This window comes from Streptomyces ruber (assembly GCF_014648075.1).
Classification (GTDB): domain Bacteria; phylum Actinomycetota; class Actinomycetes; order Streptomycetales; family Streptomycetaceae; genus Streptomyces; species Streptomyces ruber.
This window is the reverse complement of the sequence record NZ_BMQK01000004.1, coordinates 46,167-58,304: the sequence shown is the minus strand read 5'-3', so window position 1 is coordinate 58,304 and position 12,138 is coordinate 46,167. Positions and strand designations below refer to the sequence as shown.

The 12,138-nt window shown below is 72.2% G+C and carries 11 protein-coding genes and 1 other RNA gene; 3 read left to right on the top strand and 9 right to left on the bottom strand.

The features are described from left to right. Nucleotides 1–171 precede the first annotated feature (171 nt). Nucleotides 172–1,182, bottom strand: a complete 1,011-nt coding sequence (locus IEZ04_RS11610) for a LysR family transcriptional regulator (RefSeq protein WP_189216713.1) — start codon at nt 1,180–1,182, stop codon at nt 172–174. A gap of 83 nt (nt 1,183–1,265) precedes the next feature. Between IEZ04_RS11610 and IEZ04_RS11605 the strand changes: the two genes are divergently transcribed. Both IEZ04_RS11605 and IEZ04_RS11600 read left to right on the top strand, forming a co-directional pair. Further along, nucleotides 1,266–2,525, top strand: a complete 1,260-nt coding sequence (locus tag IEZ04_RS11605) for an MFS transporter (protein WP_189216712.1) — start codon at nt 1,266–1,268, stop codon at nt 2,523–2,525. Between the two features lie 117 nt (nt 2,526–2,642). Further along, the gene (locus IEZ04_RS11600; RefSeq protein ID WP_189216711.1) at nt 2,643–3,662 is read left to right on the top strand and encodes a LacI family DNA-binding transcriptional regulator; all 1,020 of its coding nucleotides are present in this window, start codon (nt 2,643–2,645) and stop codon (nt 3,660–3,662) included. Between the two features lie 85 nt (nt 3,663–3,747). Here IEZ04_RS11600 and ssrA read toward each other — a convergent pair. The 5 genes from ssrA to ftsE form a co-directional block, all read right to left on the bottom strand. Continuing rightward, nucleotides 3,748–4,148, bottom strand: a transfer-messenger RNA (tmRNA) gene (gene ssrA / locus IEZ04_RS11595). A gap of 179 nt (nt 4,149–4,327) precedes the next feature. Next, nucleotides 4,328–4,807, bottom strand: coding sequence for an SsrA-binding protein SmpB (gene smpB, locus IEZ04_RS11590; RefSeq protein WP_189216710.1), 480 nt, complete (start codon nt 4,805–4,807; stop codon nt 4,328–4,330). Nucleotides 4,808–4,936: 129 nt separating this feature from the next. Then, nucleotides 4,937–6,124: a S41 family peptidase gene (locus tag IEZ04_RS11585; RefSeq protein WP_189216709.1), complete on the bottom strand. Its 1,188-nt coding sequence runs from the start codon at nt 6,122–6,124 to the stop codon at nt 4,937–4,939. A gap of 67 nt (nt 6,125–6,191) precedes the next feature. Then, complete coding sequence (ftsX, locus tag IEZ04_RS11580; protein ID WP_189216708.1) at nt 6,192–7,109, bottom strand: permease-like cell division protein FtsX; 918 nt, start codon at nt 7,107–7,109, stop codon at nt 6,192–6,194. Nucleotides 7,110–7,143: 34 nt separating this feature from the next. Then, nucleotides 7,144–7,833: a cell division ATP-binding protein FtsE gene (gene ftsE, locus IEZ04_RS11575; protein WP_189216707.1), complete on the bottom strand. Its 690-nt coding sequence runs from the start codon at nt 7,831–7,833 to the stop codon at nt 7,144–7,146. 328 nt (nt 7,834–8,161) lie between these two features. Between ftsE and IEZ04_RS11570 the strand changes: the two genes are divergently transcribed. Continuing rightward, a complete protein-coding gene (locus IEZ04_RS11570; RefSeq protein ID WP_189216706.1) occupies nt 8,162–8,356 on the top strand; it encodes a hypothetical protein in 195 nt (64 codons plus the stop codon). 151 nt (nt 8,357–8,507) lie between these two features. On the opposite strand, the gene IEZ04_RS11565 is transcribed toward IEZ04_RS11570, so the two are convergent. The 3 genes from IEZ04_RS11565 to IEZ04_RS11555 form a co-directional block, all read right to left on the bottom strand. Next, complete coding sequence (locus IEZ04_RS11565) at nt 8,508–9,182, bottom strand: hypothetical protein (protein ID WP_189216705.1); 675 nt, start codon at nt 9,180–9,182, stop codon at nt 8,508–8,510. 335 nt (nt 9,183–9,517) lie between these two features. Beyond that, nucleotides 9,518–10,624, bottom strand: coding sequence for a peptide chain release factor 2 (gene prfB, locus IEZ04_RS11560; protein ID WP_189216704.1), 1,107 nt, complete (start codon nt 10,622–10,624; stop codon nt 9,518–9,520). 149 nt (nt 10,625–10,773) lie between these two features. Further along, entirely contained in the window at nt 10,774–12,012 is a 1,239-nt protein-coding gene (locus tag IEZ04_RS11555) for a serine/threonine-protein kinase (RefSeq protein WP_189216703.1), read from the bottom strand. Nucleotides 12,013–12,138: the final 126 nt, after the last annotated feature.

The following is a 12,138-nucleotide window of genomic DNA, read 5'->3' as shown; positions in this document are numbered from 1 at the left end:
CCACACGCACGCACATCCCCCCAAGGGACACCGTAGGGCGCGCGTACGATTCCGGGCACTTCGCACCTTGTTGTCCGGATCGAGACCCCCACCCGATCCGAGCGCCCCTTCACATCCCACGCGCCCGGCCCACGAATGTAGCGCACGTGAGGGGAGTGTGCGTGCGGTGCCCTAGGTGCGACCCGCCATGACGAGGGCGTCGATGGCCGGAATCCATCCCCCGGCGGGTCTCCGCAGCCACCCCTCCCCGGCCGCCAGCTCCCCCGCCGCACGTCTGAGCGCCTCAAGACCCGGGTGCGCCAACTCCCGCCGCCACACCAGCGATACGGGCGACAGCGGCACCGGGTCGACCAGCGGCCGGATCACCGCCCCCGGCATGGCCGGAAAGTCCACGACGGCGAGCACGGGCGTCCTGGACTTGGCCATGATCCGCTGGAACTCCTCGACCCCGACGGCGAGCGGCGCGGGCGGCGCGAGGGCGATGCCGCGCCCCTCGAAGAGCAGGCGGGCCAGGTCCGTCCACTCCGGCGTCCGGGGGTTCCCCGCGCCCGCGTACACGGTCTCACCGGCGAGCGCGGCCAGCGGAACCTCGTCCCGGGCGGCCAGCCGGTGGTCCGCGGGCAGCACGACCGCCATCGGCTCGTACCGCACGGGCTGCTGCTCCAGGCGGGCGCGTACCGCCGGGTCCAGCCCCGCGTACCGGCCGAACGACACGTCGAGCCGGCCCGCGAGGATCTCCGCCGCGGCTCCGGTGAGGCCGCTCTCGAAGCGGGTCATCAGCTCGTCGTCCGGGGCGAGTTCGCGGGCGCGGGCGAGGATCCGCCCGCCGACCAGGCCCGGGCTGTTGACGTCCACCAGCAGCGGCCGTCGCGGGACTCCGCCGGCCGGCCGTCCGCCCCGCCCGAACGCCGTCAGCAGTTCCTCCTGCGCCTGCAGCACCCGGCGCGCGTACGGCAACAGCCGCGCCCCGTCGGCCGTCAGGGACACCTGCCGGGTCGTCCGGACGAAGAGCGCGCAGCCCAACTCCCGCTCCAGCCGCCGGATGTCGCGGCTGAGCGCCTGCTGGGCGACGTACAGCCGGGCGGCGGCCCGCGTGAAGTGCAGTTCCTCCGCGGCGGCGACGAACGACCGCAGCAGGCGGGGCTCCACGGCGGGATGCACGGTGACGGCTTCGGCAGGCATCCCGTGAACTTACAACCCAGGTGCGTGGATCACCACGGAGCAGGTGTTGGACGGCCGTTCACGGTCCGGGCGACCGTGATCCCATGCCCCAACCACCCACCCGGGAACTCCCCGCACACCGCCCCGGCACGGGCCCGCTCGCCCCGTACCGCCGTCTCTTCGCCCTCCCCGGCACCCGCGCCTTCACCCTCGGCAACCTGCTCGCCCGGCTGCCCTCGGGCATGTTCAGCGTGAGCGCGGTCGTCATGATCGCCAGTGAGCGGGGCTCGTACGCCCTCGCCGGTGCCGTCACCGCGACGGGACTGGTCGCTACGGCGCTCGTCGCCCCCTTGGTCGCGCGGCTGACCGACCGCCACGGGCAGGCCCGGGTGGCCGTACCCGCCGCCGCGCTGGCCGTGCTGGGCAGTCTGTCCCTCGTCCTGTGCATGCGCTTCGACGCCCCGGACTGGACCCTGTTCGCGGCGTACGCGGCCACGGCGACGACCCCGAACACGGGCGGCATGTCCCGCGCCCGCTGGGCCCGCCTCCTGCGGGACGACCCGGCGGCACTGCACACCGCGAACTCCTTCGAACAGGCCGCCGACGAGCTGTGCTTCATGCTCGGCCCGGTCCTCGCCGCCTTCCTCTGCACCTCGGTCTTCCCCGAGGCGGGCACCCTGACCGGCGCGCTGCTGCTGATGACGGGTGTGCTGATCTTCGTCGCCCAGCGGTCGACGGAACCGCCCGCCCGGGGCCGCGCGGCCGTGTCCCGCTCCCCGCTGCGCACCCGCGGCATGCCCCCGCTGGTGGCGGTCTGCCTGGCCACGGGCGCGGTCTTCGGATCGATGGAGGTGGTCACGATCGCGTTCGCGGACGCGCGGGGACAGCAGTCGGCGGCGGGGCTCGTCCTCGCGCTGCAGGCGGCCGGTTCGTGCGCGGCGGGGCTGCTGTTCGGCGCGCTGCGGCCGACGGGCCCGGACGGGCGGCGGCTGCCGCGGTGCGTCGCCGCGATGACGTCGCTGCTGGTCCTGCCGCTGCTCGCGGCCTCCCTGACCGGTTCGCTCGTCGTCCTGGCGGGCGCCCTCCTCGTCGCCGGCATGGCCACGGCGCCCACGATGATCACCACCATGGCCCTGGTCCAGCGGCGTACCCCCGAGGGCCGGCTGAACGAGGGCATGACCCTCGCGGTGACCGGGCTGCTCGGCGGCATAGCCGGCGGCTCGGCGGCCGGCGGGTGGCTGGCCGAGCACGTCTCGGCGACGGCCGGGTACGCGGCTCCGGTGACGGCGGCGGCCGTCGCCCTGGTCCTCGCCCGGGCGGCCGCCCGCGTTCCCCTCCCGTCCGGTTCCCGTTCACCCCATTGACGCCCTCACGACGCACCCCTACCTTCCGGATCGAAACGCTTCAACGCCCGACGCCTGTACTCCGTTCGCCCTTGAGCCCGTACGCCCGTCGACGGAACCGGAAGCGGGATCCCTGTGATGGTGAAGATCACCGATGTGGCACGGCACGCCGGGGTCGCCCCGAGCACCGTCTCGTACGCGCTCAGCGGCAAACGCCCGATCTCCGCGGCGACCCGGCGGCGCGTGGAGGAGTCCATCCGCGCCCTGGGCTACCGGCCGCCCCTCGGCCTGGGCGGGGCGGGCCGCCGCGGATCGAACGTGCTGGCGCTGGTGACGCCGTTGCGGGCCGGTGTCCCCGCGCCCGCCGCGATGGAGTACGCCCTGGCCGCGGTGACCGCCGCCCGCGGGCACGACCACGACGTGCTGCTGGTCGTACGGGAGGAGGGCGAGGAGGCGCTGCGGCAGGTGGTGGAGAGCACGCCCGCGGACGCGCTCATCGTGACGGGCGGGCAGGCGCGGGACGCCCGGGCTCCCCTGCTGTCCCTGCTGCGGCGCCACGGCCGGCCGTCCGTACTGGTCGGGTCCCCTGCCGACCCCACCGGGCTGACCTGCGTCGACCTGGATCACGGCGCGGCGGGTGAGCTGTGCGTCGAGCATCTGGTGGGGCTCGGGCACCGCGTGGTCGCGCTCGTGGGGGCGCCGCCGGAGGCGTATCTGCGCGGGACCGGGGCCGCGCAGCGGATGGTGCGGGGCTTCACCGCGACCGCCGACCGCCATGGGCTGTCGTCCGCCGTACGGCCCTGCCCGGCGTCGCCCGCCGCGGCCCGCGCGGTGGCCGAGCGGCTGCTGCGCGAGCGGCCCGCCCTGACCGGGGTCGTGGTGCACAACGAGGCCGTCGTGGAGCCGCTGATCGAGGCGTTCGAGGCGCTCGGGCTGCGGGTGCCGGCCGACCTGTCGCTGATCGCCGTCCGCCCGCCCGGACCGGCCACCACCAGCCGTTCGCCGGTCACCTCCGTGGACGTCCCGGCCGCCGAGGCGGGCGCCGGCGCCGTCGACCTGCTGATGCGCAAGCTGAACGGAGCCCACGTACCGGAGACGACCCTGCTACCGCCCCGTCTGACCTTCCGCACGACCACAGGCCCCCGCGCAACCCCCTGATCGCACAGAGGACGGCGAAGCCGCGCAGAAAACGACGAAGGCGACGCGGCCCACGCTTTCCGTGGGCACACGCCGCCTGTCGCGTTCGTGGAGATGGCGGGAATCGAACCCGCGTCCAACGGTGCGGAACCAGGGCTTCTCCGTGTGCAGTCCGCTACGTTTTTCTCGGCCCCGGAGATCACGCGGACAAGTCTCCGACGGGCTCAGTCACTGTTTGGTTTCCCTCTTCACCCCGTGACCGGGATCGAGGTTTAGTTCCCTAGTCGATGCCAGGATCCGGGTCGGGAACAGCCCCGGGCTGACACTCCCTTAATAGGAGGCTCGCGGTCGCTACCTGAGATCAGGCAGCGAGGGCGAAGGCCTGCTGGGAGGAATCGCGCTTGGTGTTGGCGATTATTTTTTTCGGCCTGTGGTTTACGAGATCATGGCCGCTTCCTCGACACGCTTCCCCTGCTTCGACAGCCGCTGTCGAAACCGATCATCCCCATGTTGATTTTTCAAACGGCGCCCCTCGCGAGGAGGGACTCACACCTGCACGGTGCTGACGCCATCGTACGTGACCAACGCACGTCCGTGCCAGCGTATTCCCCGGCGGCCCGGTGACCCGGCGGCCCGGCGGCCTGGTGACCCGGCGGCCCGGTGACCCGGGCGGCGCCGCCGCGGCGTCACGCCCGCTGCCGCCGCCGTACCGCCGAGATCGCGCGCTCCGCCTCGCGCCGGTCCTGCTTCTCACGCAGCGTCTGCCGCTTGTCGTACTCCTTCTTGCCCTTCGCCAGCGCGATCTCGATCTTGGCCCGGCCGTCCTTGAAGTACAGCGCGAGGGGCACGATCGTGTGGCCCGTCTCCTGCGACTTCGACTCCAGCTTGTCGATCTCCACGCGGTGCAGCAGCAGCTTCCGCTTGCGCCGGGCGCTGTGGTTGGTCCAGGTGCCCTGGCTGTACTCCGGCACGTGCACGTTGTGCAGCCAGGCCTCGTGCCCGTCGAGCTGCACGAACCCGTCGGCCAGCGAGGCCCTCCCCTGGCGCAGCGACTTCACCTCGGTCCCGGTGAGGACCAGGCCGGCCTCGTAGGTGTCGAGGATGTGGTAGTCGTGCCGCGCCTTCTTGTTCTGCGCGATCAGCTTGCGCCCTTTTTCCTTAGCCATAGTGCTGGCCATTTTGGCACCACGGGGACACCGCACGGGAAGTCGTTTACGCGGACCGCGCGCCGGAGGGCCGCACGCCGGAGGGCCGTGCACCGGCGGGCCGTGCGCCCAAGGACGGACCCGGCCGGACTACGAGGGCGCGCCCAGCCCGCTCAGCACCGTCTCCGCCCGCCGCAGGGCGTCCTCGTCGGTCTCCAGGTCGGGGGTGATCCCCCGGCCGTCGACCTCTCGCCCGGACGGAGTGCGGTAGTGCCCGACGGTCAGCTCGGCGACGGAGCCGTCGGGGAGCCGGCCCGGCATCTGCACCGAGCCCTTGCCGAAGGTGCGGGAGCCCACCACGACCGCGCGGCCACGGTCCTGCAGGGCGCCGGTCAGGAGTTCGGCCGCGCTCATCGTGCCGCCGTCGACGAGCGCGACCAGGGGTCTGGAGATGTCGGCCCCGGGCTCGGCGTGCAGGGCGCGCTGGTCGCCGTCGACGTCGTACGTGGCGACGAGCCCGCCGTCGAGGAAGGCGGAGGCGGCGGTCACGGCCTCCGCGACCAGTCCGCCGGAGTTGCCGCGCAGGTCGAGCACGATCCCCGTGTCCGCGCGGGCCCGGTCCACGGCGGCGCGTACGAGCTCGCCCGAGCCCTTGGTGAAGGCGGCGACCCGGACGACGGTGACCCCCGCGGCGGTCTCGCGGACGGTCACCGGGTCCGTGGAGAGCCTGGCCCGGCGCAGCGTCTCGCTCCACGCGCGCGCGTCCCGCTCCAGGCCCACCGTGACGGCCGTACCCGCGGCCGCGTCGTGGTCGTCGCCGCGCAGCAGGGAGACGACCTCCGTGACGGGACGGCCGTCGACGTCCCTGCCGTCGACGGTGCGCAGCCGGTCGCCCTCGCGGATGCCCGCCCGTGCCGCGGGCGAGCCCGCCCGTACCCGGCTGACCTCGATCCGCCCGTCGCGCTCGCGCCGGGCCCCCAGGCCCACGCCCGTGTACTCGCCGTCCAGTGCCTCCTCGAACGCCTCGTACTCGCCCTCGGAGTACACCGCGCCCCAGCGGTCCCCGCTGCGGCTCACGGCGCGCTCGGCGGCCTCCGTGGCGGACTTGCCCTCGGCCAGCGCCTCGGCGGCGGCCTCGGCGACGTCCTCGTGGTGGCCCGTGGGGGCGGAGTGTTCGATGCTGACCGGCCTGTCGCCGGCGCCGGCGCTGTCGACGGGTCCCGGTGCCCCGAACGATCCGGTGGCGGCACCCGCGGCGAGGACGCCCGCGAAGACGATGGTCAGGGCCGCTCCGCGGCGCACGCGGCGGGGCGGACAGCACATATCTCGGCCCGGCATGCCGGTGAGTCTAGGACAAGGGAGAGGGCCGTACGGCCGGTTGCCCGTACGGCCCTCTTGGCGTGCGTCACACCTTCAGGTACTTGCGCAGAGCGAAGGAAGCCGCCAACGCGGGCATCAGGAAGCTCGCCGCGAGGATGAGCGGCAGCTTGGTGAGGACGGCGTCCCAGCCGACGAAGTTGATCAGCGGGAGCTTCTCCGAGAGGGTCACGCCACCCTCGATCACGAACTGTTGTCCCAGTACGAGGGAGGCGCAGGCGATGGTGCCGCCGATGAGACCGGCGACCGCGGCCTCCATGATGAACGGCGCCTGGATGTAGAACCCGGAGGCACCCACCAGCCGCATGATCCCGGTCTCGCGGCGGCGGCTGAACGCCGAGACCCGCACCGTGTTGACGATCAGCATCAGCGCCACGGCCAGCATGACGAACATCACTCCGCGCGCGGCCCAGTTGAGGTAGCCGAGGAGGGTGAAGAGGTTGTCGAGGGTGCCCTTCTGGTCCTGGACCGACTGCACGCCGGCCCGGCCGTTGAAGGCGCTCGTGATGACCTGGTACTTCTCCGGGTCCTTGAGCTTGACCCGGTACGACTCCTGCATCTGGTCCGGGGTCAGGGAGCTGGCCAGCGGCGAGTCGCCGAACTGCTCCTTGTAGTGCTTGTACGCCTGGTCCTGCGACTCGTACGCCACCGTGTCGACGACCGGCATCTTCTCCAGGTCGGCCTTGATCTGTTCCTTCTGCTCCGTGGTGACGGCGCCCCTGGCACAGGCGGGGTCGGACTCGGCGTCGCTCTTGTTGCAGAGGTAGATCGAGACGTTGACCTTGTCGTACCAGTAGCCCTTCATCTGGCTGACCTGGTCGCTCATCAGGAGCGAGCCGCCGAACAGGGCCAGGGAGAGGCCGACGGAGACGATCACCGCGAAGGTCATCGTCAGGTTGCGGCGGAGACCGACACCAATCTCCGAGAGAACGAACTGCGCGCGCATGGCGTCTTCTTCGGGCCTTTCGTGGACGTGAGGATCAGTGCTGGTAGCCGTAGACGCCGCGCGCCTGGTCGCGGACGAGACGGCCCTTCTCCAGCTCGATGACGCGCTTGCGCATCTGGTCCACGATGTTCTGGTCGTGGGTCGCCATCACCACGGTCGTACCGGTGCGGTTGATCCGGTCGAGCAGCTTCATGATGCCGACGGAGGTCTGCGGGTCGAGGTTGCCGGTCGGCTCGTCGGCGATCAGCAGCTTCGGCCGGTTGACGAAGGCGCGCGCGATGGCGACGCGCTGCTGCTCACCGCCGGACAGCTCGCCGGGCATCCGGTCCTCCTTGCCGCCGAGCCCGACGAGGTCGAGCACCTGGGGCACGGACTTGCGGATCTCGCCGCGCGACTTGCCGATCACCTCCTGCGCGAACGCCACGTTCTCGCCGACGGTCTTGTTCGGCAGCAGGCGGAAGTCCTGGAACACGGTCCCCAACTGGCGGCGCATCTGCGGCACCTTCCAGTTGGAGATGCGCGCGAGGTCCTTGCCCAGGACGTGCACCTGGCCCTGGCTGCACCGCTCCTCGCGGAGGATCAGCCGCAGGAAGGTGGACTTTCCGGAGCCCGAGGACCCCACGAGGAAGACGAACTCGCCCTTCTCGACCTCCAGGGAGACATCCCTGAGGGCTGGACGGTTCTGCTTGGGGTAGACCTTGGACACGTTGTCGAATCGGATCACGGATGCACCACGGGTCGCCGGGGGTAGATGAGCGTGACCATACGCGAACCGGGAGCACGGGCGCAGGCGACGGTCACTTCTTCGTGAGGGTTGTTCCTTTTGTACTGGCCGGAAGGCGGCGCTCCGGCCGGGGCACGGGGGAAACCGTGCGCGACCGCGGCAGACCTGCGGCGCCCGGGAGTCCCCGGCGGCGCCTCACCGGGAGCGTTTCCGGCCGTCGCTCCGGGGCCGCGCCGAATTCCGCGGAACCTGGCACAGTGGAGAGGAACGGTCGCGGATCGCGACGCGTTGTGCATGCACGAAAGGCCACTGCGAGGAGGGCGGGCGCATGACGTACGACCGGTTGGTGTGCGCGAACTGCGCGGCGCCCGTGAGCGAGGGCCGCTGCCCGGTCTGCCGGGCCAACCGTGAGCGGTTGCAGCAGGAGAGCCCCTTCGCGGGACTGAACCCGACGGCGCTCATCGCGCTGCTCGCCGTGCTGATAGCGGCCGTGGCGCTGGTGGCGGCCCACCAGACGGCGTGACGGCCGCGGGAGCCGTGACGGGCGCCTGAGGGCGCCCAGGGCGTACGGCAAGGGCCTGGAGTGAGCGCTCACTCCAGGCCCTTGCCGCGTGTCCGGCCCGTCTCACCGTCCCACCGCGCCGGCTGCGCGGCAGGACGTCACGCGCTCAGTCTCAGGCAGCGGCGTTGCGACCGGCCGCGATGCGCGGCAGGAAGCGGAAGCCGATGCCGCCGGCGATCATCGTGGCGGCGCCGATCAGCAGGAACGTGGTCTCGGCGGCACCCGTCTCGGCGAGCTCCTCACCGGAGCCCTGCGCGGCGGTGTTCTGCGTGCCGGTCTTGGTCAGGGCGGAGGTGCCCTGGTTCTGCGGGACGGCGTTGCTGCCGCCGCCGTTGGTGTCGGCGTTGTTGCCGCCACCGCCGGTGCCGTTGCCGTTGCCGTTGCCGTTGCCGTTGTCACCGCCGCCGTTGCCGGTACCCGGGGTGGTCGGGTCCTGGCCGGCCGGGGGCTCCTCGACCGGGTCCTCGGAGGCCGGGGGCTCCGAGGTCACCGGCGGTTCGACCGGGTCCTCGGTGACCGGGGGCTCCTCGGTCACCGGGGGCTCCTCGGTGACCGGCGGCTCCTCGGTGACGGGAGGCGTCGGGACGCCGACGCCGTCGTCCGGCTCGCTCGGGTCCGGGTCGGGCGTGGTCGGCGGCTCCGTCGAGTCGTTGTTGCCCACTCCGACCTCGATACCGATGCCGAGGTCGAGGGCCGAAGCGGCGCCTGCGGCACTCAGCGAGGCGCCGGCCGCAATCACGGCACCCGCGGTGACACGCGCAAGGCGGATCCGCGTCTTCCTGGTCATATGTTTGCTACCCCCAGTAGCTCTTCGTCAGTGGAGCAGCGCCCGGGGACACGGCGTCAGAGGCAGCCCAAGGAAAGAATGAAGCCCCCCGCGTCACATGCGTCCCCGTAGACAGCGCATGCCTCGGTCACCCTCCCTACTTTTCAGGCCACCGTCAAGCACATTGCGCGCGCAATGTCTGCTTCGCAGGCATATGCCCGTCGAGAGGAGATGTGAGCGTGACGTAAAACCCGGACATGGCAGGCAAACACGACAACTGCCGCCTCGTGAGCGACAGTTGTTATGTCGACAAAGCACCCCAAACGCGAACGCCCGTGCCGGGCGCCCGCCCGCGGTTACTTCTCCTGCTGCTTGCGCCAGCGAATACCGGCCTCCAGGAAGCCCTGGATCTCGCCGTTGAACACGGACTCGGGGTTGCCGACCTCGTACTCGGTGCGCAGGTCCTTGACCATCTGGTACGGGTGCAGCACGTACGAACGCATCTGGTTGCCCCAGGAGTTGCCGCCGTCGCCCTTGAGGGCGTCCATCTTGGCCTGCTCCTCCTGGCGGCGCCGCTCCAGGAGCTTGGCCTGCAGGACGTTCATCGCGGTCGCCTTGTTCTGGATCTGCGACCGCTCGTTCTGGCACGAGACGACGATGCCGGTGGGGAGGTGGGTGATGCGCACGGCCGAGTCGGTGGTGTTGACGCCCTGGCCGCCGGGCCCGGAGGACCGGTAGACGTCGATGCGCAGCTCGCTCTCGTCGATCTCGACGTGGTCGGACTGCTCGACGACGGGGAGGACCTCGACACCGGCGAAGGAGGTCTGGCGCCGCCCCTGGTTGTCGAACGGGGAGATGCGCACCAGACGGTGGGTGCCCTGCTCGACGGAGAGCGTGCCGTAGGCGTACGGGACCTGCACGGCGAAGGTGGTGGACTTGATGCCCGCCTCCTCCGCGTACGAGGTCTCGTAGACCTCGGTCTTGTAGCCGCGCTGCTCCGCCCAGCGCAGGTACATGCGCTGGAGCTTCTCGGCGAAGTCGGCGGCGTCGACGCCGCCCGCCTCGGCGCGGATGTTGACCAGCGCCTCGCGGGAGTCGTACTCGCCGCTGAGGAGGGTGCGGACCTCCATCTCGTCCAGCGCCTTCTTCACGGCCGCGAGCTCGTTCTCGGCCTCGGCGCGGGTGTCCGGGTCGTCCTCCTCCTCGGCCATCTCGAAGAGCACGCCGAGGTCGTCGATGCGACCCCGCAGCGCCTCGGCCTTGCGGACCTCCGCCTGGAGATGGCTGAGCCTGCTGGTGATCTTCTGCGCCTCGTCGGGGTTGTCCCACAGGGACGGCGCGGCCGCCTGCTCCTCGAGCACGGCGATGTCTGCCCTCATCCTGTCGAGGTCCAGGACGGCCTCGATCGACTCCATGGTCGAGGAGAGGGACTTGAGCTCTTCGGAAACATCGACGACTGCCACGCCCTCCAGCCTAACGGCTGTGGCAACCGACCCGGGCGCGGCCGTCTCCGCCGGGGAGTGCGCGGGGGCGCCCGCGCCGTGCCGATGCGCCGTTCTCCGCCACCGCAGATCCGTGGTCCGGGACCGTTGCCGCGGCCCGGTGCGCCGGGTCAGGGGGACCCGGGGGCCGAGCTCTCCGTGCCGTCCGTGGGGGTGCCGCCCGGGTCGTCGCCCGCGCCGGCCGCCCAGGTGCCGATGCCGGCCGCGGCGACGAGGACCACGGCCGCCGCGCCGAGGGTGATCCGTCTGCGGCGGGCCGCGGCGCGGTTGCGGGCCGAACCCGGCCGGGGGGCGCCGGCGGTGCGGGGGGCCCTGGCCGTGCCGCGGGCGCCGCCGGCCAGCTCGTCCGGGGCGGGCACCCGCATGGAGGTGTGCGTGTCCCGGTTCGAGTCGGGCTTGGCCCCGGGGACCAGCGGCACCGCGCCGCGCCGTACGCGCTCGCGGGGCGCGGGCGCCGCAGCGGTCGCCTCCTGCGGCTCGCCGCCCGGCTCCGCCTCCGGCTCGTCCACGTCCAGCGGCGGGAGCCCCGCCAGCGCGGGCAGCTGCTCCCGCAGCCGGGTCGCCAGCTCCGAGGCGCGCAGCCGGGACGCGGGCGCCTTGGCCAGGCACTGCACCAGCAGCTGCCAGAGCTCCTCCGTGATGCCGGGCAGCGGGACCACCGTCTCGGTCACGTGCCGGCGCAGGACCGCGCCCGGATGTCCGCCGCCGAAGGGCGTGAACCCGGCGAGCAGCTCGTACAGCACCGTGGCCAGCGCGTAGATGTCCACCGCGGCCGTGGGCGGCAGGCCCTCGACGATCTCCGGGGCCAGGTAGTCGGGGGTTCCGATGATCTTCGTCGCGCGGGTGCGGCGCGGGGTGTCGATCAGTTTCGCGACGCCGAAGTCCGTCAGCAGCGCCGGGTGCGCGCCGCCCGGGCCGAGCGGTCCCTGCATGTCGAGCAGGATGTTCTCCGGCTTGACGTCCCGGTGCACCACTCCGGACGCGTGCGCGGCGGCCAGCCCGTCGGCGACGTCCGCCGTGATCGCCACCGCCGCCTCGGGCGCCAGCCGCCGCTCCCGGTCCAGCCGGGTGCGCAGGTCGGTGCCCCGGACCAGGTCCATGACCAGCGCGAGGTCGTTGCCGTCCACCACGAGGTCCCGTACGGACACCACGTGCGGATGGTCCAGCTTCAGCAGCGCCGTCCGCTCCTGGACGAAACGCCCCACGAGTTCCTCGTCGGACGCGAGGTCCTCGCGGAGCAGCTTGACGGCGACGGGCCCCTCCGGTCCCTCGCCCAGCCACACCGTGCCGGCGCTGCCCCGCCCCAGAATCTGGTTCGCGGTGTACCGGCTCCCGATCTTCCGTGCCAAAACTGCTCCTACGGCCGCGTGTTGTCGCCAAAACTACGCGGCCGAGGCCCCTGCCTTCACCGACCGGGCCGAAATCACCCGTCGGATGTCGACAAATCCCCAACCCCGGTCACCGGTCGCGGGAGG